The 22168-nt window shown below is 72.7% G+C and carries 20 protein-coding genes; 7 read left to right on the top strand and 13 right to left on the bottom strand.

Translation table 11 applies throughout. From position 1 onward, the window contains the following. Nucleotides 1-6 precede the first annotated feature (6 nt). Nucleotides 7-984, bottom strand: a complete 978-nt coding sequence (locus tag ACIBST_RS10950) for an acyl-CoA desaturase (RefSeq protein ID WP_397170856.1) — start codon at nucleotides 982-984, stop codon at nucleotides 7-9. A 216-nt stretch (nucleotides 985-1200) separates the two neighbouring features. Between ACIBST_RS10950 and ACIBST_RS10945 the strand changes: the two genes are divergently transcribed. The 4 genes from ACIBST_RS10945 to ACIBST_RS10930 are packed head-to-tail and all read left to right on the top strand — an operon-like array spanning nucleotide 1201 to nucleotide 6512. Next, on the top strand, nucleotides 1201-2493 hold the full coding sequence (locus ACIBST_RS10945; RefSeq protein WP_397170855.1) for a cytochrome P450: 1293 nt from the start codon (nucleotides 1201-1203) through the stop codon (nucleotides 2491-2493). A gap of 2 nt (nucleotides 2494-2495) precedes the next feature. After that, nucleotides 2496-4076, top strand: a complete 1581-nt coding sequence (locus ACIBST_RS10940) for a peroxidase family protein (protein ID WP_397170854.1) — start codon at nucleotides 2496-2498, stop codon at nucleotides 4074-4076. Further along, nucleotides 4073-6205 (top strand): hypothetical protein, encoded by a 2133-nt coding sequence (locus ACIBST_RS10935; protein WP_397170853.1) that lies wholly within the window; start codon nucleotides 4073-4075, stop codon nucleotides 6203-6205. Before ACIBST_RS10940 ends, ACIBST_RS10935 begins: the two co-directional genes overlap by 4 nt. A gap of 10 nt (nucleotides 6206-6215) precedes the next feature. After that, nucleotides 6216-6512 (top strand): hypothetical protein, encoded by a 297-nt coding sequence (locus ACIBST_RS10930; RefSeq protein ID WP_397170852.1) that lies wholly within the window; start codon nucleotides 6216-6218, stop codon nucleotides 6510-6512. A gap of 10 nt (nucleotides 6513-6522) precedes the next feature. Here the strand turns inward: ACIBST_RS10930 and ACIBST_RS10925 are convergent, their stop codons facing one another. After that, nucleotides 6523-7038 (bottom strand): BlaI/MecI/CopY family transcriptional regulator, encoded by a 516-nt coding sequence (locus ACIBST_RS10925; RefSeq protein ID WP_397170850.1) that lies wholly within the window; start codon nucleotides 7036-7038, stop codon nucleotides 6523-6525. 160 nt (nucleotides 7039-7198) lie between these two features. On the opposite strand from ACIBST_RS10925, the gene ACIBST_RS10920 reads away from it, so the two are divergent. After that, nucleotides 7199-7891, top strand: a complete 693-nt coding sequence (locus ACIBST_RS10920; protein ID WP_397170849.1) for a DUF899 domain-containing protein — start codon at nucleotides 7199-7201, stop codon at nucleotides 7889-7891. Between the two features lie 29 nt (nucleotides 7892-7920). Further along, nucleotides 7921-8637: a PIG-L deacetylase family protein gene (locus tag ACIBST_RS10915; RefSeq protein WP_397170848.1), complete on the top strand. Its 717-nt coding sequence runs from the start codon at nucleotides 7921-7923 to the stop codon at nucleotides 8635-8637. Nucleotides 8638-8694: 57 nt separating this feature from the next. Here ACIBST_RS10915 and ACIBST_RS10910 read toward each other — a convergent pair whose 3' ends face one another. The 8 genes from ACIBST_RS10910 to ACIBST_RS10875 all read right to left on the bottom strand — a co-directional run bounded on the left by ACIBST_RS10910 (nucleotide 8695) and on the right by ACIBST_RS10875 (nucleotide 18556). Then, nucleotides 8695-9369 (bottom strand): Crp/Fnr family transcriptional regulator, encoded by a 675-nt coding sequence (locus tag ACIBST_RS10910; RefSeq protein WP_397170847.1) that lies wholly within the window; start codon nucleotides 9367-9369, stop codon nucleotides 8695-8697. Between the two features lie 124 nt (nucleotides 9370-9493). Continuing rightward, nucleotides 9494-10618, bottom strand: coding sequence for an alpha/beta fold hydrolase (locus ACIBST_RS10905; protein ID WP_397170846.1), 1125 nt, complete (start codon nucleotides 10616-10618; stop codon nucleotides 9494-9496). 82 nt (nucleotides 10619-10700) lie between these two features. Further along, nucleotides 10701-11645, bottom strand: a complete 945-nt coding sequence (locus ACIBST_RS10900) for a chlorinating enzyme (protein ID WP_397170844.1) — start codon at nucleotides 11643-11645, stop codon at nucleotides 10701-10703. A gap of 4 nt (nucleotides 11646-11649) precedes the next feature. Next, on the bottom strand, nucleotides 11650-13386 hold the full coding sequence (locus ACIBST_RS10895; protein WP_397170843.1) for an amino acid adenylation domain-containing protein: 1737 nt from the start codon (nucleotides 13384-13386) through the stop codon (nucleotides 11650-11652). Continuing rightward, the gene (locus ACIBST_RS10890) at nucleotides 13383-14282 is read right to left on the bottom strand and encodes a DUF6039 family protein (RefSeq protein ID WP_397170842.1); all 900 of its coding nucleotides are present in this window, start codon (nucleotides 14280-14282) and stop codon (nucleotides 13383-13385) included. Before ACIBST_RS10890 ends, ACIBST_RS10895 begins: the two co-directional genes overlap by 4 nt. Nucleotides 14283-14361: 79 nt before the next feature. After that, a complete protein-coding gene (locus ACIBST_RS10885) occupies nucleotides 14362-15735 on the bottom strand; it encodes an acyl-CoA carboxylase subunit beta (protein WP_397170840.1) in 1374 nt (457 codons plus the stop codon). Further along, nucleotides 15732-16925 (bottom strand): cytochrome P450, encoded by a 1194-nt coding sequence (locus tag ACIBST_RS10880; protein ID WP_397170839.1) that lies wholly within the window; start codon nucleotides 16923-16925, stop codon nucleotides 15732-15734. Before ACIBST_RS10880 ends, ACIBST_RS10885 begins: the two co-directional genes overlap by 4 nt. Before the next feature lie 140 nt (nucleotides 16926-17065). Further along, nucleotides 17066-18556, bottom strand: coding sequence for an MFS transporter (locus ACIBST_RS10875; protein WP_397170838.1), 1491 nt, complete (start codon nucleotides 18554-18556; stop codon nucleotides 17066-17068). Between the two features lie 137 nt (nucleotides 18557-18693). Between ACIBST_RS10875 and ACIBST_RS10870 the strand changes: the two genes are divergently transcribed. Further along, nucleotides 18694-20004, top strand: coding sequence for a class I adenylate-forming enzyme family protein (locus ACIBST_RS10870; RefSeq protein ID WP_397170836.1), 1311 nt, complete (start codon nucleotides 18694-18696; stop codon nucleotides 20002-20004). Here the strand turns inward: ACIBST_RS10870 and ACIBST_RS10865 are convergent. The 3 genes from ACIBST_RS10865 to ACIBST_RS10855 form a co-directional block, all read right to left on the bottom strand. Continuing rightward, nucleotides 20001-20540: a DUF1697 domain-containing protein gene (locus ACIBST_RS10865; RefSeq protein WP_397170835.1), complete on the bottom strand. Its 540-nt coding sequence runs from the start codon at nucleotides 20538-20540 to the stop codon at nucleotides 20001-20003. The genes ACIBST_RS10870 and ACIBST_RS10865 overlap by 4 nt on opposite strands. 5 nt (nucleotides 20541-20545) lie before the next feature. Further along, entirely contained in the window at nucleotides 20546-21607 is a 1062-nt protein-coding gene (locus ACIBST_RS10860) for a flavin-containing monooxygenase (protein WP_397170834.1), read from the bottom strand. Between the two features lie 105 nt (nucleotides 21608-21712). Beyond that, entirely contained in the window at nucleotides 21713-22111 is a 399-nt protein-coding gene (locus ACIBST_RS10855) for a DUF3224 domain-containing protein (protein ID WP_397170832.1), read from the bottom strand. Nucleotides 22112-22168 lie beyond the last annotated feature (57 nt).

Genomic DNA, 22168 nt, shown 5'->3' with positions numbered 1-22168 from the left:
CGGCGCTCAGTCGGGGACGGAACCGGGGACGGAGCCGGTGACAGAACCGGAGCCGCGCTCGGCGCGGCGGGCTGTGAGGCGGTCCGCGGTCGGCCAGCGCACGGCGTGGGCCCAGCCCGCCCGCTCGAACCAGCGGATCAGCCGCGCGCTGGGGTCGAGCTGGCCCTTGAGCACGCCGTGCCGGGCGCAGGTGGGGTCGACGTGGTGCCAGTTGTGCCAGCCCTCGCCGAGCGTCAGCATCGCCACCCACCACACGTTGGACGACCGGTCCCTGGTGCGGAACGGGCGGTCGCCGAAGGTGTGGGCGATCGAGTTCACCGACCAGGTGACGTGGTGCACGACGGCGTAGCGGACCAGGCCGCCCCACAGCAGCCCGCTCCACGCCCCCGCCCACGACATCGACCAGAGCCCGCCGGCGGCGGCCGGAAGCGCGAACGACAGCAGCACGACCGCCGGGTAGGCGGCGTCGAAGCGGCGCACGTCCGGGTCGGCCAGCAGGTCGGGCACCCAGTGCCGGCGGCTGGAGCGCTTGCGGGCCGTGTAGAACCAGCCGATGTGGGCGTGCAGCATGCCGCGCAGCAGGGCGGGGCCGCTGTCGCCGTAGCGCCACGGCGAGTGCGGGTCGCCCTCGCGGTCGGCGTACTTGTGGTGGCGGCGGTGCTCGGCGGCCCACAGCGTGAGGGGGCCCTCGACGGCCATGCCGCCGGCCAGCATGAGCGCGATCCGCAGCGCCCGGCTGGCCCTGAAGGCGCGGTGGGTGAACAGGCGGTGGTAGCCGATGGCGATGCCGAAGATGCTCACCAGGTACATCACGACCGCGATGGCCAGGTCGCGCGGGCCGATGCCCCAGCCCCAGGCCGCCGGCACCGCGAGGGCCAGCAGCAGCACGGGCAGGACGACCAGGACGACCAGATAGGCGGTGCGGCGGCCGGTGGTGACCGTCACCGTCTCCGCCGTGCCCGGCTGCGGCAGGGGTGACGTCACGTTTCCTCCCATGAGCGGTACGGGTCGATCAGGCTCCTTATTCAATGACCAGGCCCATGGACTGCGGCAATGTCCTGACAGTGACGGAGTCATTACCGTGAGGCACCAAAACAATGCACTCGGTTGTCATGAAGAAAGGCTGTGACGCCTCCCTAGATTGTGATTGCGCAAAGTGATCATCCCTGTGCGCTCCGATATCAGGCGGAAGGTCCACGAATGGGTGCTGTCGATCAGGCGACCACGGGCGGCTATCTGGAGAGGTACGACCAGGCGCTGGCCAAAGACCCGATATCGGCGTTCGGCCTGGTCCGGGAGTGGATGCGGACCGACTGGCGGAACCTGTTCGCCGAGCTGCGCGAGCGGCGTCCGATCTTCGTCACCCCTGCCTTCACGGTCGTGACCCGCTTCGCCGACGTGGCCGAGGTGCTCGCCCACGAGCAGGTCTTCTCCGTACGCGCCTTCGGTCCCCGCCTCGACGCCGCGCTGGGCGCCCCGTTCATGCTGGGCCGGGACGCCACGCCGATGAACTGGCGGGAGAAGGGCCTGATGCAGCTCATGCTCGCCCCGCAGGACGCGGCCGGCGTGCGCGAGCTGACCGGCCGCCTGGCCGACGAGCTGCTCGACGCCGCCGAGCCGGGCGGGCGCCTGGAGGCGGTCGAAGGGCTGTTCCGCCCGGTCGCCCTCGGCGTGTGCGCGCGGTACTTCGGCGTTCCCGGCCCCGCCCCGAAGACCCTGGGCCACTGGACGCGGGCCATCGTCGCCGACGGCTTCGCCAACTTCCTCGGCGACCCCGAGCTCCAGGCGGCCTCCGTCAAGGCGGGCGCCGAGCTGGTCGGATACCTGCGCGACCTGCTCGCCGAGCACCGGGCCGCGCTGCGCGCCGGGCGCGACCTGCCCGACGACGTCTTCGCCCGCCTGGTGCGGGCGTCCCTGCCCGGCGTCTCCGACGACCGCATCGTGATCAACATGGCCGGGCTGCCGCTGGGCTTCGTGGAGAGCGCGCCGGGGGCCATGGCCGAGGCGGTCGAGCAGCTCCTGCTGCGCCCGCGGGAGCTGGCCGAGGCGACGGCCGCCGCCGGCGATCCCGAGCGGTTCGACCCCTACGTCTGGGAGGCGCTGCGGTTCAGCCCGTTCTTCAAGCTGCTTCCCCGGCTGTGCGAGCGCGACCACGTGCTGGCCGCCGGCACGCCGCGCAGCACGGTGATCCCGGCGGGCACGTTCGTGCTGGCGGCGCCGGCCTCGGCCATGTTCGACGCGGCCGTGGTGCCGGAGCCCGGCGAGTTCCGCCTCGACCGTCCCCGTCACCATCGGCTGTTCTTCGGCTCCGGTCATCACGCCTGCCTCGGCGTGCACGTGGCCGGGGTGGTGATCGCCGAGACCGTGCGCCGGCTGCTGCTGCGTCCGGGCGTGCGGCTGCTGCCGCCGCCGGAAGGCCGGGTGGAGCGGTCGCTCGGGATCTTCCCCGACGCCTTCGCGCTCGGGCTCGGCGCCGGCGTGCGGGAAGGCTGACGATGGCGGCGAGCCGAGCACGCAGCATCGCCACGGACGGCCTGTCCAACCGCCTGCGGTTCCTGGCCCTGACCCACGGCCGGCCCCTCTGGGACCTGCTGCAGAGCAGCCGCCCGGTGCGGCGCCGGATCAACGCCTCGCTGATCGACCACGCGATCCGCGAGATGCCGCCGCGCCCCGAGCCGCTGAGCACCATGGCCGACTACACCTCGTGGGCCTCCCTGACCGACCGCACCTACAGCGGCAGGCACCTGCCTCCGGTCGCCGTCCCCGAAGAGCGGCTGCCCACGCCGGAAAGAGCCGCCGACCTGTTCGCCCGCGGCGAATCCATGATCCCGTGCCCGCGCTCCACGGTGCTGTTCGCGTACTTCGCCCAGTGGTTCACCGACGGCTTCCTGCGCGGCGACGTCAACGTCCCGCGCGACCCGCGCAAGAACAGCTCCAACCACCACATCGACCTCAACCAGGTCTACGGCCTCGACGAGGCGGCGACGGCCGCGCTGCGCGCCTTCGACGGCGGGCTGCTCAAGAGCCAGTCGCTCGGCGGCGGCGAGTTCCCGCCCTACCTGTGCGAGAACGGCAAGATCAAGCCGGAGTTCGCCCCGCTGCGCGTCATCCGCTTCGACACGCTCTCCGACGCCCAGCGCGACACGCTGTTCGCCACCGGCAGCGACCGGGGCAACGGCCAGATCGGCTTCACCATGCTCACGGTGCTGTTCCTGCGCGAGCACAACCGGGTGGCGCGGCTGCTGGCCCGGGAGAACCCGCGCTGGGACGACGAACGGCTGTTCCAGACCGCCCGCAACGTCCTCATCGTGCTGCTGATCAAGCTGGTCGTCGAGGAGTACATCAACCACATCACCCCCTACCACTTCCGGTTCGCCCTCGACCCGTGGCTGGCGACGCGGCTCGACCGCGCGGCCTGGCACCGGCAGAACTGGGCCTCCGTGGAGTTCAACCTCGTCTACCGCTGGCACAGCCTGGTCCCGTCCCGGCTGTCGGTGGCCGGGCGGGAGCTGCCGATGGCCGAGACCTTCTTCGCCGGCTCGCTGATCCCCGGGCCCGGCCTCGGGCGGCTGTTCGAGGACGCCTCCCGCCAGCGCGCCGGCCGCATCGGCCTGTTCAACACCGACCCGGTGCTGCGTGAGATCGACGTGGCCAGCCTGGCCGACTCCCGGGCGCTCGGCCTGGCGCCGTACAACGGCTACCGCGAGCACTGCCGCTTCCCCCGGGTGCGCGCCTTCGAGCAGATCACCGGCGACCGGCGGGTCAGCGGCGCGCTGCGCGACCTCTACCGCGACGTCGACGACGTCGACCTGTACGTCGGGCTGTTCGCCGAGGAGCCCGGCTCCCCCGACGCGATCCTGCCGCCGCTGCTGACCAAGATCATCGCCATCGATGCCTTCTCCCAGGCGCTCACCAACCCGCTGCTGGCGCCGCGGATCTTCAACGCCGCCACGTTCTCCCCCCAGGGCCTGCGCGTCATTGCGGCCACGCGCACGCTCGCGGACGTGCTGCGCCGCAACACGCCCGAGGACCCGGCCCCCCGCTTCGTCAGCATGTCCCGGCGGGCCCGGCCGTGACCGGCGGCGACGACCCGGCCGCCGGGCCCCTGCGCGCCCTGGCCCGGGAGCTGGTGGACATCGCGGTCACGATCCACGGCGCGGCCTCGCACGCCACGGCCGCGCTGACCGACGACGCGTTGCTGCGCGCCGTGCCGCGCGCCCCCTCGGCGGCCCGGCCCGCCTACCGCGCGCTGCTGCGGGCCACGACGAACGGCCGCGGCCTCGGCTGCTCGTTCGCCGGCGGCCGGCTGGCGACCGCGGCCGCCAAGGCCGGCGCCATGCTGGGGGCCGAGAGCCTGGCCGTGCGGGTGCTGGCCACGTCGTTGCGGCTGCGCGTGGCGGCGGTGGCGGTCGCCCATCCCGAGCTGACCGACGATCCCATGCTCGCCCGGCTCATCGAGGCGGCCGCCGCCGACCGCGACGTGGAGGCCGTGCGGGCCCTGCGCGCCCTGCTCAAGGACCGTGGCGCGGTGCGCGCGCTGAGTCAGCTCGCGCCGGTCTTCGGCGAGGTCCTGGCGCTGCGCGCGCTGCTGGACGAGAACCCGCTCAACGACGCCGCCGCCTGGCTCATCGCGACGGGACGGGGCTTCGCCACCGCCGATCCGCTCCTCGGCGTGAGCAACAGGGCGATCGCCGTCCTCGACGTCGGGGACGGCGCCGCGCGCCGGGTCGAGCTGAGCGCGGCCGAGTCGGCCCGGCTGTGCGCGCAAGGGTCGCTGCTCGGCTTCCTGTCCAACATCAGCACGATCGGCACCACCGGCCGGGCCCTCCTCCAGAGCGTCGAGGGCCCGGACGGCGTGATCCGTCACGTCCTGCACGCGCCGGGCATGCGGCTCGGGCGTCCCGACGGCGAGTCGCCCCAGGACCTGCTGGGCGCGTTCAGCAGCGCCGTCCTGGCCGCCAGCCCCTACAGCCGCGCCCTGGCACAGGCCGTCGCCGACTACGGGCCGCCGCCGGGCGCCGAACTGGCGCTCGTCGGGCACAGCGCGGGCGGGGCGGCGATCATGAACCTGGCCCAGGACCCCGGCTTCTGCGCCCGGCACACGGTCACGCACGCCGTGGCCGTCGGCTCGCCCGTCGACTTCAAACGCCCCGCCGACCCGCGCACCTGGGTGGCCAGCGTCACCAACCAGCACGACATCATCCCCACCCTCGACGGGCAGGGCGCCGGCACCTGCTTCGACCTGCACCCCGACTGGTACGTGGTGGACTACAGCGACTCCACCCACATGTTCCCGCAATGCCACAGCGTCGAGCGCTACCTCGCCAACCTCACCGACGACCTGCCCGAGGCCCGCGACCACATCGAGCAGCGGCTCGCCCCGTACCGGGGGCGGGTCGTGCGCTCGCAGGCGTACCTGCTGTTCGACCGTCCGCCCGGCCCGGAGCGGTCGCCCTTCCCGGCCGTGCCGGTCGGCGGGCCCGAGGGGGGCGTCGGGCTGCCGATCAGGGGCCGCGCCGGCGAGGCGCTCACGGCCTGCTTCGCCGTCAGCCCGGCGGCGGTGGCGGGGCTGCTGGAGGGCACGGGGCTCGGTCCCGTCGTTCGGGTGGCGGGGCGGGCGCTGGTCGTCGTGCACGCCGCCCGGAACCTGCGCACCGGCGTGGGCGACTACGCGGAGTTGCAGGTCGGCGTCGTCGTGCCGGGGCCGTTCCGACCGCCATGGCGGGGCCTGCGTCTCCTTCCCGACCTGCTGCGGGGCGCGGACGTGCGCCGCTGCGGCGCCTTCCTCGTCGGCTCGGCGGTCGACAGCGCGGTCGTCCAGGGCCTGGGGGCGCGGCTGTGGGGCGGCGAGACCTGCCTGACGGCTCTGGAGCTGCGGCTCGGCCCGGGGTCCGCGCACCTCGCCGCCGACCGGATCCTCACGCTGCGCGGGCGGCTCGGCCCCGGCCTGCCGCTGCCCGATCCCGGCCTGGTCGGCTACGCCCGGGAGGCCGGCGCGGTGCTGCGGTCCCACGTCCGCGCCCGCGGGCGGGCCCGGCTGCACGCGGCGCCGTCGCTGCGGCTGGCCGTCGAGCCGGGGTCGGCCCACCCGCTGGCCGATCGGCTGCGCGAGCTGGGCCTCGACGGCGCCCGCCCGCTGCTGTGCCTGTCGGCCACCACCCGCCGGACGCTCCGGGACGCCGCCGTCCCGGTGCCGACGGGCTGACGGAGGAGCCATGTCCGCCCCGATCGCCGCGATCGTCGCGCACGCCGAAGTCCTGCGCGCGGACGCCCGCGCCCTCGCCGCCTGCGCCGAGCGGCTGCGCGCCGTCGAGGCAGGTCTGAAGGCGGGCGACGGGACGCCTGCCTGGTTGCGCGCGGCGGTGACCGCCCATCTGGCGGCGTGCCTGACCGCCGCCGCCGACCTGGAGGCCGCCGCCCGCCACCTGCTCCGCTACGCGGCCGAGGCGGGCGCCGAGCGGACGGGGGCCGCCCGCACCGAGCGGCCCGGCCACGACGGGCCCGGCCGGTAGCGGCGCGGGGTCAGCCGTCGGCCCGCGGCTCCGGCTGCCCTCCCGGCTCGGGCGGGGCCGCCGCCCGCTCGCGCGCGGCCCGGCCTTCGGCGGCCTTGGCCCGCGCTTCGGCGCGCACGAGGTGGACGACGCCGACGATGAAGGCTCCGCCGACCACGACGGGGGGCGCGAGAGCGGCCACGATCTCGTACACAGGGCACCTCTTTCCGGGCGTGCCGCCCAGGATATCGTCGCCGTCCGCCGGGCCCGCGAAGCCCGCCGTCACCACGTCGCCGGCCTCCGCCAGCGCCGCGCGCATGGCTTCGGCGACGAAGGCGTCCTTGTCCGCGGTGGCCTTGTAGAGGTGGGCCCGGCCGACCCGCTCGCGGGCGACCATGCCCTTGTTCGCCAGGCGCATCAGCACGGTCAGGACCGTCGTGACGGCGGGCTCGGAGGGCAGGCCGGCCGCGAGGTCGTGGGCGAACAGGCCGTGGGGATGCCGCCACAGGGCTTCCATGACCGACCGTTCGAGATTGCCGAGTTTCATCCGCGCCCCCTCCCGGGTTCCACCCGAGGGAGAAGGCTACCGCCGGGAGTCACCGGCTGATCCGGGCGGTCTCGGCGGGAGGCGGGCGGGCCGATGAGTTTCGCGGGCGCGGCGGGTCTGTCCCCGTGCATCGCAAGCAGCGACCGATCAGTGAGGGACCATGAGCGCGAACGCACTACCGCCCGTCGTCGACGCCGAGACCTGGCGGCTCCGGCTCGACGAGCTGCGGGCCAGGGAGAAGGCCGCCACCCGCGAGCTCGACGCCATCGCCGCCCAGCGCCGTCGCCTGCCGATGGTGCGGATGCCCGACTACGTCCTGGAGGGCGAGGACGGGCCGGTCCGGCTGGCCGACGTCTTCGCGGGAAAGCGGCAGCTGATCGTCTACAACCACATGTGGTTCCCCGGCAAGGAGTGGCAGTGCCCGGGGTGCACGGGGTTCACCGCGCAGTTCACCCGCCTGGAGTTCCTGGACGACTACGACGCGCGGTTCGTCGTCGTCACCCAGGGCCCGATCGACGAGGCCCTGGCCTACAGGCGGCGGGTCGGCAACCGGATGCCCTGGTACTCGACGGCCGGCAGCCCGTTCGGGGCCGACGTCGGCGCGCCGCCCGGCGCGGGCTTCGCCGTGAACGTGTTCCTGCGCGACGGCGACGCGGTGTACCGCACCTGGCACACCGACGGCCGGGGCACCGAGCAGCTCACGCACACCTTCGCGCTGATCGACCTGCTGCCGTACGGGCGGCAGGAGGAGTGGCAGGACTCCCCCGACGGCTGGCCGCGCTCGCCGGCCTACAGCCGCTGGCCCTCCTCCCAGGAGATCGCCCGCCGCTACGGGCCGGACGATCAGGTTTAGCGATCTTCCTGCATGTCAGGGGGAAGGACATGACGGACGACTTACAGCCCATGCCCGATGACTGGACGAGAGCACTGGCCGTCGTGGCCCACCCCGACGACATGGAGTTCGGCAGCGCCGGCGCCGTGGCCGCCTGGACCGGGGCCGGCAAGCAGGTCGGCTACCTCCTGCTCACCCGCGGCGAGGCGGGCATCGACTCGATGCCGCCGGACCAGGCGCGCAAGGTGCGGGAGGAGGAGCAGCGGGCGAGCGCCGCCATCGTCGGCGTCTCGTCGGTGGAGTTCCTCGACCATCCCGACGGCGGGATCGAGCACTCACCCCGGCTCCGGCACGACCTGGTGGCGGCGCTGCGCCGGCACCGGCCCGAGCTGGTGATCACCTTCAACCACCACGACTTCACCTTCACCGGGAAGTGGAACAGCCCCGACCACCGCGTCACCGGCCGGGCCGTGCTGGACGCGGTCCTCGACGCGGGCAACCGCTGGATCCTGCCCGACGCCGGCGCCGAGCCGTGGGGCGGCGTCAAGTACGTGGCCATCGCCGGTTCCGTCCACCCGACGCACGCGGTGGACGTGACCGGATACCTGGACGCGGCGCTGGCCTCGGTCGAGGCGCACGCGGCGTACCTGTCGGCGCTGGGGGTGCCGCCGGGCGGGGCCCGGGTGCCGCTGGAGGGGTTCGTGAACGCCGCGGGGCAGCGGTTCGGCGGCCGGCCGGCGGTGCCGTTCGAGCTGATCTCCTGCTGAACGCCGCCCGGCCCGGCCCGCCGCGCGCGGACCGGGCCGGGGGCGGCTCGCCGGCCGTCAGTTGACCTCGTCGACGTACTCGGCCAGGCGTTCCTCGTCCACGACCAGGAACGGGTCCGAGGTGGGCAGGACCAGGCCGGCGTCCTTGAATCGCTTGAGGAAGAATCCGACGCGCGAGCGGGTGGTGCCGACCATGCCGGAGAGTTCTTCCTGGGTGATGCGTTCCTCGATGGCCCGCACATTCGGGGCACGGCGCTTACCGATCTTTCTGGATAAGCGCAGGAGAACGGAGGCAAGGCGCTGCTCGCTGTCCATCGTGACCATTGTCGCGATCACTTCCTGCTGTTCCCGCAGGCGTAGTGCGAGATAGTCGATGAATCCGTCCATGAGTTCGTTCTCGGCCATGGCGGCGCGGAAGCGGGCGGCCGGGATGCGGCGCACCCAGGTGGTCCGCATGGCGGTGGCCGTCTCGTTGCGCTCGGCTCCGAGCAGGGAGGACTCACCGAAGATGTCGCCGGCGGTGAAGATCGAGAGCAGGCATTCCTTGCCGCAGCGCGCGTACATCTGGGTCTTGATCTGGCCGCTCTCGATCACGTAGATGTTGCTGTCGCGCTGGCCGCAGTTGTAGATGTTGGCGCGTCTCGGCACCCGGATCGAGCAGGCGCCCGACGTTTCCTGGGAGATGAAGGAGCGGAGCCCGGCTCTCAGTTGCGCAGCGTCCGATGACTTCATTTACCCCGCCCCTCGGAATTCATTTCATGTCGTCGTTGCCCCTACCCATCAATCGACTGATTAACAAGCTGCCCCACAATTCTCTGAAATGTCCGAAGAATTGCCTGGAAGCGGATTTCGGCCGTTATCGGGCCGCTGCGGAGTCAATAAAGTCCCGGGCCATATCCATCAACTCCGGGTCACCTTTGAACAGCGATATGTGGTCGCCGTGCGCCCGCAGATGCAGGACGGCGTCCGGCAGCGCCGCCGCCACGGCCTTCGACCCCGCCGGGTGGGCGGTCTCGTCGTCATGACTGGAGACCACCAGGACGGGCCGGTCGATCCCGGCCAGCCAGGGGCTCACGTCCGTCGTCATGATCTCGCCGTTCAGGCGGCAGTAGCGGTGCAGCAGCTCGGGCGTCGCGTACGGGTAGACCACCAGGTGGGCCAGGTCGGGCGGCACCGAGGAGAGCATCGTCTGGCAGAGCACGGGATGGATGGCGGCGGCCCGGTCGGGGCCGGTCGCGGCCATCTCCATGAGCCCCACCAGGTTCTGCTGGTGGTGGGTCCGGTCGGCGCCCTTCACGGCGGCGAAGTCGCCGTGCCACAGGCTGAGCGAATCGACCCGATCGGGGTGGAGATGCGCGGCGGCCAGGCCGATGACGGCTCCGCCGCACAGGCACATCAGGTGCGCGCGCCGGACGCCGAAATGGTCCATGACCGCGAAGAGGTCGCCGGCCTGGGCCGTCACCCCCACGTCCGGCTCCGCCGGGGGGTCCTGCCCGAACAACCCCCGGGTCTCCCAGGTCAGGACGTGATGGGTGCGGGACAGGAACCGCATCCACTGCTCGCACAGGCGGGCCGGCATGCCGCAGGCGGCCACGATCACGACGGCCGGGGACCGCGGGTCGCCGGCCGCGTAGGCGGGCAGCGGCGGGCCTCCGTCCGCCGGCACGACCTCCTCGCGCGTGCACAGCCCCTCGAAACCGTCCCGCGCCGCGGCGTCCACGACCTCGTCCACGACGGCCGGCGACAGGTCCTCGCCCATGCCGTCGCGGAGCGCGAGATGGTCGCTGACCAGGCGTTCGAAGGTGTCGAGCGAGTCGTGGTCGGTCAGGGCGAACTCCGGTGCGCCCAGCCGTCGGGTCACACGGCCCAGGAGGGAGGCGAGGCCGGGCGGGCCGGCCAGGCGCACCGGATGCCGCAGGACGTCCACCAGGGGCCGCGCGTCCTGCACGGCCCGGGTCAGACGTCTCAGTTCGGCGGCCACGAGATGATCACCGCATTCCGTGGGTGGCGGGAGGACGCGCGGGTCGCCGCGCGCCGTGGGCGGGGAGAGGTCACGGCGGGCCTCACCGGGTGGTGAAGGGGTGGCCGGTGGTGGTGGCCGTGGCGATCCTGTTGTGCGGGTTGGTGTTCTGCCCGGTGACCAGGACGGCGCCGTACCGGTCGAGGCTGACCCGGCCGCCGTACTCCTCGATCTCGTCGGTGTCGGGGTAGACGTCCACCTTGGTCGGGACGTACCGGGCCGCGAACCCCAGGCGCATCTCGTCGGTCAGGCCCCGGTGCGGCAGCGAGGCGTGCATGAGCGTCGACCAGAACAGGATGGCCTCGCCCGGCCTCATCACCATGGAGACGGCCTGGGACTCGTCGGGCTTCCAGTCGGGGTCGATCTGCAGGTCGCGGTAGTCGTAGCCGAAGAAGCCGCGCCGGACGCCGTCCTTGTCCTCCTGGTTGATCTTGTTGGGGTCGTAGTGCATGCGCTTGGTCTCGTCGTAGAACATCGTCTCGTGGGTGCCGGGGATGAACTGCAGGCACCCGGTGTCCTCGTTCGCCTCGGTGAAGGCGGTCCAGACGGTGATCGTGCCGCCGAACTCCTCCGCCTGCGGCCAGACGATCTGCGGCTTGCCGGAGGCGTTGGCGAAGGTGTCGGCCTGGTGCCAGTCGGTGCCCTCGTCCCCGGGGTACTTGGGGAAGAACTCGGTGCGCCAGCAGAGCACGTCAGGGCCGAGCACGCTCACCACGCGGTCCACGATCTGCGGCCGGCTGATGTGGTCGGCCAGGAAGGCCGAGTCCAGGTGCCGGTCGTAGTTGGAGATGTTGGTGTTGCCGGAGGCGGCGTCGTCGCGGTAGACGGCGTTGCTGCGGTCCATGAGACGCATGCGCTCGCGCCGCCAGTTCTGGCGCATCTCGTCGATCTCGTAGACCTTGAACGGGCCGAAGTAGCCCTGGGTGTGGAAGCTCTTCAGCTCCTCGGGGGTCATCGAGTACTCGCCCCGGACGGTGGTCTCGTGCATGGGTCTATCCCCTCACGGTCAGTCGTTCCTCGACGCAGGAGGCCAGGGCGGCGACCGACGCCTCCTCCTCCAGTTCGCGTCCCGTCAGCTCCAGCCCGAAGCGCTCGTTCACCTGGGCGATGATGCGGGTCATCGCCAGCGAGGTCGCGCCCAGGTCGAACAGGTCCACCCGGGGTGGCACCTCGTCGCGTTCGAGCACGTCCTCGGCGATGCGCTGCACGACCTTGGCGGCCGACGATGCCTGCGCGGACCTGGCCAGAGCGGCGCGGTCCGCCTTTCCCTGCGGCGTCATGGGGATCTCCGACACGATGTGGTAGGTGGACGGGCGGGCGTGCGCCGGCAGCCGGCTCGCGGCCCGCTCGGTGAGCTGGTCGATCAGGTCCGGCCCCGGATCGCCGTCCGGCACGACGAAGGCCAGCAGCCGCACGTCGCCCTCGCCGTAGTCGCGGTGGGCCACCACCGCGTGGGCGACCCCCGGATGGCCGAGGAGGCACAGCTCGATCTCCCTGGGCTCCAGGCGGAACCCGCGGACCTTGATCTGGTCGTCGGACCGCCCGAGGTAGGCGTACTCGCCGCCGGGCAGGCGGGTGACGACGTCGCCGGAGTCGTAGCGGCGCCCGCCGTCCGGCGCGACCCTGAACCGCTCGGCGGTCAGCTCGGGCCGGTCGAGGTAGCCGCGGGCCAGCCCGGGGCCCGAGACGTGCAGGTTCCCGGTGACGGCCGGGCGGCCGTGCTCGTCGAGCACGTCGAGGCGCAGGTCCGGGATGGGCACGCCGATCGGGCTCAGCTCCGGGTGGCCGAGGTCGGCCGCGCGGATGCGGCGGTAGGTCACGTGGACGGTGGTCTCGGTGATGCCGTACATGTTGACGAGCTGCGGGTGCTCGTCGCCGTAGCGGTCGATCCACGGGGCCAGCAGCTCGACGTCCAGCCGCTCGCCGCCGAAGACGATCCGGCGCAGCCGGTACGGCGACGGCTCCTCCTGCCGGGCGTCGGCCGCCACCAGGTGCCGGAACGCGGAGGGCGTCTGGTTGAGCACGGTGACGCCCTCCGCCACCAGCAGCCGGCGCAGCGACTCGGGCGACCTGGCCACCTCGGCCGGGACGATCACCAGCCGGCCACCGTACAGCAGCGCGCCCCACAGCTCCCACACCGAGAAGTCGAAGCTGACGGAGTGGAAGAGCGTCCAGACGTCGTCGTCGCCGAAGCCGAACCACTGCTCGGTCCGCTCCAGCAGGCGCACGACGTTGCGGTGCTCGACCAGCACCCCCTTGGGCGCGCCGGTCGAGCCGGAGGTGTAGATGACGTAGGCCAGGTCCTCGTCGCGGGCCGTGGCCGCGGGGCGTCCCTCGGGCGGCTCGGCGTCGGCGAGCACGACCTGGCCGGGCAGCACGCCGTCCAGCCGGGCGGCCACGTCCGACGTGGTGACGACGGTGCCGACCCCGCTGTCCTCCAGCAGGTACGCGATCCGCCCCGCCGGGTAGCCGGGGTCGATCGGCACGTACGCGCCGCCCGCCTTGAGTATCGCGAGCAGCCCGGCCACCAGGTCGATGCCGCGGTCCGCGCACAGCCCCACCAGCACGCCGGGGCCGGTCCCCGCGGCCTGCAGCAGGCAGGCCAGCCGGTCGGCCCGGGCGTCCAGGTCTCCGTAGGTGATCTCCTCGGCGCCGCAGGTCACGGCGATCCGGTCGGGGGCCTTCGCGGCGCGCTCGGCGAAGATCTCGTGCAGGCAGCGGCCGGTCATGTCGCGTACATCCCCCAGTGGTGCGGGGTGAGCCCGGTGTCGGTCATGCTGCCGGGCACGAACATCCTGGCCCAGGTGCCGCCGCCGCGCTCGGGCGCGATGCGCTGCTGGAAGTACAGGTCCCGCACCTTCTCGTCCTTCACGTGCAGCGCCAGGACCTTGTAGTAGGTGCTCAGCGACTTCATGTGGATCAGCCAGTGGATGCGGTCGGCCGCGCCGAAGGCCTCCTCGTAGACGAAGACGGTGGCCTCGCCGGGCAGGTTCTCGTTGATGGACTCGGCGGCCTCGCGGGCGAACGTGCGTCCCTCGGACCGGAAGTCGTAGTCGAGCTGGGCGGTGCGGTGCAGCAGCAGGCCGCAGTTGCCCGAGTGGACGAGCTGCTCGTAGGGCTGCGGCACCTGCTCGCGGGCGCCCGGCAGGCCGGTGATCTCACCCTGTTCCAGGTAGACCTTGGACTGCTTCTCGCGCTCGCCGTCTACCGCGGTGCCGTACATGCCCCAGAACTGCGGCAGCAGCACGGTCTCGGTCATGCTGCCGTCGACGAAGATCTCGTCCCAGCCGCTTTCGGCGGTGTTGTCGCGGTACTCGCCGTCGGAGGTGCCCATGTGCACCATCTGCTCGTAGGCGTGCAGCGAGCTGAGGTGGATCAGCCAGTGCAGCCGGTCCTTGGTCCCGAACGTCTCCTCGTACAGGAAGACGCTGGCGACTCCCACCTGCTTGGCGGTCACCATCTCGGCCATCATGCGGGCGAACTTGCGCCCCTTGGCGTGGGAGCCGTTCCTGACCTGCGCGGTCCGCTCGACGATCACGCCGGCCGTGGCCGAGTTGATCAGATCCGCCGCGGGCACCGAGGTCTGCTGCTCGGCCGGCGGGATGACGGGATTCGGGTTGGTCATCGTTCCACTCCGTCTGTCGGCTTGTTCGTCACGCTAATGAGGGGCCGCCGTGCTGCCTGCTCAAAAGTGAGCAGGGGTCTCACAGCGGGATGTTGGTGTGGTCGCCGCGCAGCGGCACGGCCTTGAGCAGGGCCTCGGCGAGCCGCCGCCGGGTGCCGGCGGGCTCGATCACCTCGTCCACGACGCCGATCTCGACGGCCTTGCCGACGCCGCCGGCCTCGCGCTCGTGCTCGGCGACGAGCCGGCGGCGCAGCTCCTCGCGCCCGTCCCGCGGGCCGTCGCGCAGCTTCCTGCGGTGCAGGATGTCCACGGCGGCCTCGGCGCCCATGACGGCCACCTCGGCGGTGGGCCAGGCGTAGACCGCGGAGGCGCCCAGGGCGCGGGAGTTCATGGCGACGTACGCGCCGCCGTAGGACTTGCGCAGCACGAGCGTCACCCGGGGCACGACGGCCTCGGCGAAGGCGTGCAGCAGCTTGGCACCGCGCCGGACCACGCCGTCCCACTCCTGCCGGACGCCGGGCAGGTAGCCGGGGACGTCCACGAGCACGACGAGCGGCACGCCGAGCGAGTCGCACATGCGGACGAACCGCGCGGCCTTCTCGGCCGCCGCCGCGTCGAGGCAGCCCCCCTTGCGCAGCGGGTTGTTGGCGATGACGCCGACGGTCCTGCCGGTCAGCCGGCCGAGCGTGGTGACGAGGTTGGGCGCCCACTTCGGGTGCAGCTCCTCGCCGGGGCCGTCGAGCAGCCGGGCGACGACGGGGTGCACGTCGTAGGCGCGCCTGGCGCGGTCGGGGAGCAGGCCGCCGAGCTCGGGGTCGTCGCGGGCCTCCCAGGGGCGCAGCTCGCCCTGGCCGCCGAGCAGGGTGGTGATCCGGCGGGCGGCGGCGATGGCGCCCTCGTCGTCCGGGGCGGTGAGGTGGGCCAGGCCGCTGCGCCTGCTGTGCGGGTCGGGGCCGCCGAGCCGTTCCATGTCGACGTCCTCGCCGGTGACCTTGCGGACGACGTCCGGGCCGGTGACGAAGACGCGCCCGCTCTCGCTCATGATCACCACGTCGGTGAGCGCCGGGCCGTAGGCCGCGCCGCCGGCGGCCGGGCCGAGCACGACGGAGATCTGCGGGACGGCGCCGGAGGCCCGGACCATCGCGGCGAACACCTGGCCCACGCCGTCGAGCGCGGTGACGCCCTCGCCCAGCCGGGCGCCGCCGGAGTGCCACAGCCCGACGACGGGCGCCCGCTCCCGGACGCCGAGGTCGATGGCCCGGACGATGCGGGCGCAGCCCTCGGCGCCCATCGCGCCGCCCATCCGGCCGGGGTCGGTCGCGTAGGCGACGGCCGGTCCGCCGCCGATGCCGCCCCGGGCGGCGAGCACGCCGCAGCCGTCGTCGCCGGGCAGCGGCCGGACGGTCCCGGGGTCGAAGAGCGCGCGGACCCGGTCCCGCGGGTCGCGGTTCATCCCCAGGTCACCGGGAGGGCGTGCACGCCGTACACGAACATGTCGGAGCGGAAGGGCACCTGGTCCAGCGGCACCGCGAGGCGCAGCTCCGGGAGCCGGGCGAACAGCGTGGACCAGGCGATCTCCAGCTGGGCGCGGGCCAGGAGCTGGCCCATGCACTGGTGGATGCCGAAGCCGAAGGACAGGTGCTCCTGCCGCTCGGCCAGGTCGCCGAAGCGGCCGAAGTCCAGCCGGTCCGGGTCGTCCCACACCTCCTCGTCGCGGTTGGCCGCGGCCAGCACGACGACCACGCCCTCACCCTTCCTGATCAGCCGGCCGCCGACCTCGACGTCTGCGGTGGCCGCGCGGCGGGCGCCGTAGTCGATGACGGTCTGGTGGCGGATGATCTCCTCGATGGCCGCGGGCAGCGCCTCGGGACGTTCGCGCAGCTCGGCCAGGCGTTCGGGGTTCTCCAGCAGCGCCACGGTGCCCACGCCGATCTGGTTGGCGATGGTCTCGTAGCCGGCCACCATCAGCAGCGTGGCGATGCCGACGACCTCCTCCCTGCTGACCTTGGCCGCCTCGCGGTGGACGCCCAGGCGGCTGAGCAGGTCGTCGGCGGGCCGCTGCTCGCGCTCGGCGACCAGCCGTTCCAGGTAGTGGCGAAGGTCCTCGCGGACCTTCATGCGCTGCTCGGGCTCCACGTTGCGGTCGCCGATGACCTTGGTGGTCTCGTGGAAGTAGTCGCGGTCCTCGTACGGCACCCCGAGCAGCTCGGTGATGACCTGGGACGGCAGCGGCAGGGCCAGCGTCTGGACCAGGTCGGCGGGCGGCCCTTGGGCGGCCATCTCGTCGACGAGCGTTTCGGTGATGCGCCGGATGGCCGGGCGCAGCGCGTCGACCCGCCTGCGGTTGAACTCCGGCAGCAGCAGGCGGCGCAGCCGCGAGTGGTCGGGCGGGTCCATCCTGATGAAGGTGCCCGGCCCCGGAGGCTGCGAGGTGAGCCGGGCCGGGAAGCCGGGGGTGGCGAAGTCGGAGCTGAACCGGGCGTCGCCGAGCACGGCGCGGGCGTCCTCGTACCGCGTCACCAGCCAGACGTCGCTCCCGTCGAAGTCCAGCCGGACGCGCGTGATGGGCCGCCCCGCCTGCAGGTCCCGGTACTCGGACGGCGGATCCAGCGGGCACGTCCTGGGGATGGGGTAGGAGTCCATGCCAGCAGCCTCGCCCGCGCGCCCGCCCGCGTCTGCTCAACTGTGAGCAGGCACGTGCGAACAGGCACGGCGAGCGGACATGGCGAGCGGACATGGCGAGGGCGGGGCCGTGCACGGCCCCGCCACCCGGTTCGCCGGGGTCACGCCCTCGCGGCGCGCCCCTGGTTCGGTGCGGCCTGCTTGTCCGCCTTGCCCGCCTTCGACTTGCCCATCGACATGTCGCGCAGCGGCACCTCCTTCAGGAAGAGGCTGGCCACCAGGCCGATGCCGACCGCGATGGCGCAGGCCAGGAACAGGTCGCCCAGCGCGTCGGCGAGCACCGCCGGCGCGACGCCCTCGCCGCCCTGTCCGGCGACGCCGAGCCGGGACGACATGATCGAGCCGAGGATCGCCAGCGAGACCGGCCCGGCGATCATCCGCCAGAACTGGATCTGGCTGGTGCCGACGCCCACCTGCTCCATCGGGATCGCGCTCTGCGTGACGGCCGTGGCCATCGGGAACGCGATGCCGATGCCGACGCCGATGAGCACCATGGCGACGATCGGCAGGCCCTGGCCGCTGTCGGGCCCGACGGCCGACAGGATCAGCAGCCCGGCGACGATGGCGGCCATGGCGAACACGCCGAGCAGCCGGTAGCGCGGCATGGCCGTCATCGCCTTGCCGGCGATCGGGGCCATGAGCATCAGGCCGAGCATCATCGGGATCAGCAGCGTGCCGGAGTGGGTCGCGCTCACGCCGAGCACGCCCTGGTAGAGCAGCGGCACGTAGAAGGCCGTGCCCATCATGGCGAACGCGGAGAAGAAGGCCACCACGGCCATGACCGACACCTGGTTGCTGCGGAACAGCGCGAACGGCACCAGCGGGTTCTTGGCCACCCGCGTCTCGACGAAGTAGAACGCCACCAGCAGCACGGCGCCGCCGATCAGCAGCGCCAGCACCTCGGGCGAGGTCCAGGCGTGCCGGTCGCCGGTGAGCGTGAGCCCGATCAGGATCGGGACGAGCCCGGCCACCAGCGTCACGACGCCGGAGAAGTCGATGTCGCGCCAGCTCGCGCCGCTGCGCACGAACGGGACGCCGATCAGCACGGCGGCGATGGCGAGCAGCCCGATGGGCACGTTGACGTAGAAGACCCAGCGCCAGCTCCAGTTGTCGGTGATGAACCCGCCGAGCGGCGGCCCGATCACCATGCTGAGGCCGGAGAAGCCGAAGAAGACGCCCTGCATCTGGGTGCGGCGCTCGGGCGTGTAGACGTCGGCGAGCAGCGTGAAGACGTTGGCCATCAGCACGCCGCCGAACAGCCCCGCCAGCCCTCGCGCGCCGACGAGCTGGGGCATCGTCTGGGCCGCGCCGCACAGCCACGACGCCACCAGGAAGCCCGCCAGGCCGACGAGCAGCACCGGTTTGCGGCCGAACATGTCGCCGAGCTTCCCGGCGATCGGCACGACGACGGCGGCCGCGACGGCGTAGGAGACCCCCACCCACGCGTACAGCGACAGGCCGTGCAGGTCGGCGGCGATCCGGGGCATCGCGGCCCCCACCACCGAGACGTCGATCGACGCCAGCGCCAGGGCCAGGAGTGCGCCGATGGTGGCGAACAGCTGGCCGCGCGTACTCGAACCGGTTTGGTTCATGTCATCGCCTCCCTTGTTCTTGGCAGCCGTCCCACTTCTTCGCGGACCCATGCCGACTCCAGCCCACACGAAAGCGCCCCCCGGGTCTGCTCAACACTGAGCATCCGGCGAGCGCCCGGCTTCCTACCATCGGCCGCATGACGACGAACCCGGCAGAACTGGTCAGCGCCCGTCCGGGCGATCATGTGGCACTCGTCGTGGACGGCGAGCGCGAGCTGCGGGTGGCCGACTGGACCGCCCGGTCGGAGGAGCTGGCCGCCCGGCTGGCCCCGGTCAGGACGGCGCTGCGGCACGACGACTGGATCGGGCACGCCGTCGCCGCCGTGGCCGTGCACCTGGCCGGCGGCACCGTGCTCGGGCTGCCGCCCGCGCTGCCGGAGGACGAGGTCCGCGCCCGCCTGGCCGAGTGCCGGGTGGGCCAGGTGCTGCCCGGCCCGCCGGGCGACGCGGCGGGCACGCGGGACGACGACGTCGCCGAGATCCTCTACACCTCGGGCACGACCGGCCGTCCCAAGGCCATAGCCGTCCCGGTCGCGAACCTCACCTACGGCCACGAGGGCCGCGGGAAGCTGTTCACCGGCATCGACGGCGTGCTGGCCGCCGTCCCGCTGGGCACGAACGCCGGGCACAGCGCGCTGATGACGGCGATGACCGCCCCGGCGACCACGCACGTGCTGACCGACCTCGGGCCGGAGAACGTGGCCCGCATGCTGGAGAAGCTGCGGGTGCCGATGGCGATCGTCCCGCCGTCCACCGCGACCCGGATGGTGGCGCACGGCTGGCACGAGCGGTACGACCTGTCCGGCCTGCGGGCGCTCATGCTGGGCTCGGCGCCGGTGCCGATGGCCACGGTGGCCCGGCTCATGCGGGCGCTGCCGGGCGTGCGGATCGTCATCGGCTACGGCTCGACGGAGTCGGCCCCGGCCTTCGTGCACCGCCCGGTGGAGACGCCGCCCACGCCGGAGGACGAGGGGCTGCTGGGCCGCCCGAGCGCGGGCACCGAGGTGAAGGTCACAGACGCGGGCGAGATCTGCCTGCGCTCGGCCGCCCCCCGCCGCCGCTACCTGAACGACGCCGCCGCCGACGAGCGCACGTTCCGTGACGGCTGGACCCACATGGGCGACCTGGGCGAGCTGGACGGGGAGGGCCGGCTGCGCTTCTTCGACCGGGCCGCCGACGTCATCACCGCCGGCGGACGCCGGATCTCCTCGCTGCGGGTCGAGCACGCCCTGCACTGGCATCCCGAGGTGGTCGAGGCCGCCGCGTTCCAGGGGCCGCAGGGCGTCACGGCGGCCGTCGTGCTGCGCTCTGCCGTGCCCGAGGACGAGCTGCGCGCCTTCGCCGCCGACCGGCTGGACCCGGCCGAGCGGCCGGCGCGGTACGTGGTCGCGAAGTCGCTGCCGCGCGGGCCGATCGGCAAGACGCTCAAGCGCGAGCTGGCGGGCTAACCGGCGGTGGCCAGCTCGTGCAGCTTGGAGACGGTCTTCCAGTTGCGGGCGGTGGCGGTGACGCCGAGCTTCTTCTCCCAGAAGGAGTAGGACAGCTTGGTGTTGCGCACCCCGTCGGGGCACCAGACGTAGATCTCCTTGCCGACGTGCTTGAACACGTCGGGCTTGAAGGCGTCGGGGTCGAGCGCCTTGATCGGCCCGGCGTCGGGCTTGTCCGACAGGAACGTGACCAGGTGCAGGGCGTCGTCGGCGGCGACGTCGCCGAGCGGGTTGGCCTTGAGGATCTCGCCCAGCTCGGCGCCCGTCCTGGCCAGGACGGGCACCGATACGCCGAGGTCGCGGGCGAGCGCGGCCTGGATCTCGGCCGCCGCCTTGCCGGGGGTCTTCCCGCTGGTGTAGACGACGTTGCCGCTCTGCAGGTGCGTCTTGACGTCCTCGAAGCCGAGGCCCGTCAGCAGTTTGCGGAGCTCGGCCATGCTCACCATGTTCCGGCCGCCGACGTTCACTCCGCGCAGCAGCGCCACCTGCCTGGACATGTCGCTCAACCCCTTCTGCCCGCCACCGCCTGGGGACGGAACTGCCTGATGCGCTCGACCAGATAAGCCGCGTCGTCCTTTACCCACCAGATGAGCGCCGAACCGTAGGAGTGCTGGCACTGCATGCCGAGGACGTAGAGGCCGGGGGCTGCGGTGACGCCGCGGTCCTGCGTGATGCCGCCGCCCTCGTCCACGACGGGCGCGTGCACCCAGGAGTAGTCGTAGCGGAAGCCGGTCGCCCAGACGACGGCGTCGACGTCGGCCGAGCGGCCGTCCTCGAAGCGCATCGTGCGGCCCTCGGCGTCGACCGTACGGCCCACGAGCTCGAAGCGGTGCCGCTTGGCCAGCTTCTTCAGGCTGGGCCCGACCAGGATCGTCTTCTTGTGCAGCCGGTCGCGCTCGCCCATCAGCGGCTTGGCGATCAGCCCGAACTTGTCGCCCCACCAGTGCAGGCCCTTGCCCAGGAAGCGGCGGCCGAAGTGCGGCAGCGGCGAGCCCTGCGACAGCAGCACGCGGCGGCCGGCGGCCAGCTCGGGCGCGATCTGGGCGCCGGAGTTCGCCGCGCCGACCACGACGACGGTCCCGCCCGGCACCTGGGACGGGTTGCGGTAGCGGCCGGTGTGCACCTGGTAGACCTCGGGGTCCAGCCTGCCGGCGAGCTCGGGCACCTTCGGCACCCGGTAGGCGCCGGTCGCGATGATCACCTGTGGCGCCTCGTACGCGCCCTTCGTGGTCTCCAGCCGGTAGCCGCCCTCGATCGGCTCCAGGGAGGTGACGCGGGTGCCGAGCCTGACCGGCAGGTCGAACTCCTTGCCGTACGCCTCGACGTAGTCGGCCATCTCCTCCTTGGTGGGGAAGCGGTTCTTCCCGCCGGGGAAGCGCAGGCCGGGCAGGGCACAGTACTCGGCGATCGTGAACAGCTCCAGGGAGTCCCAGCGCTGCCGCCACGCCTCGCCGAGCCGCGGTTCCTCGTCGAGGATGACGAAGGGGATGCCGGCCTGTTTCAGGTAGTAGCCCGCGACGAGCCCGCTCTGGCCGCCACCGACGACGATCACTTCAGTGTCCATGCGGCCATCGTCGCGCGCGGGCGCGAGGCGGTCTGCTCAACACTGAGCAGTTCCTGACATGCGAGTACGCGGGGCCCCCGGCCCCGCGTACCCGGCGTGCAGCGCCTACTTGAGGTTGTAGTTGAGGGTGACCTCCGCCGAGCCGTCGGTCTTGGAGACGTACCCTCCCTTGCCGCTCAGCCCCTTCAGCTCCTCCGTGCCGGAGTTCGGCACGACGGACCAGTCGGCCTTGGCCACGCCGCCGTCGAAGGTGCCCGTCGCCTGCAGCACGAAGGAGCCCTTCTTGCCGCGGACGCTCCCGACGACCTTCTGCAGGCCGACGAAGCTGGCCTCGGTGTCGCTGGCGTAGACCATCAGGTACTCGGCCTGCCCCTCGCCTTCGATGTCGCCGGTCCAGGCGTTGGTGACGTGGGCCTGAGTGAGCTTGGGCTGGCCCTTCTTCTCCTCGTAGGGCTTCTCGTCCCAACCGGTGATCTGGTACGAGCCCTTACCTTGGGTAGTCATGTCAGCTCCCTTTTTTGCTCTCTTTTTCGCTACCCCTGACCCTGGGCGCTATGCGTC

Origin of the sequence: Nonomuraea sp. NPDC049684, from assembly GCF_044465345.1 — a bacterium.
In the GTDB taxonomy this organism is placed as follows: Bacteria; Actinomycetota; Actinomycetes; order Streptosporangiales; family Streptosporangiaceae; genus Nonomuraea.
Note: the sequence above shows the minus strand (reverse complement) of the source record. Positions and strands in the feature narration are given on the sequence as shown.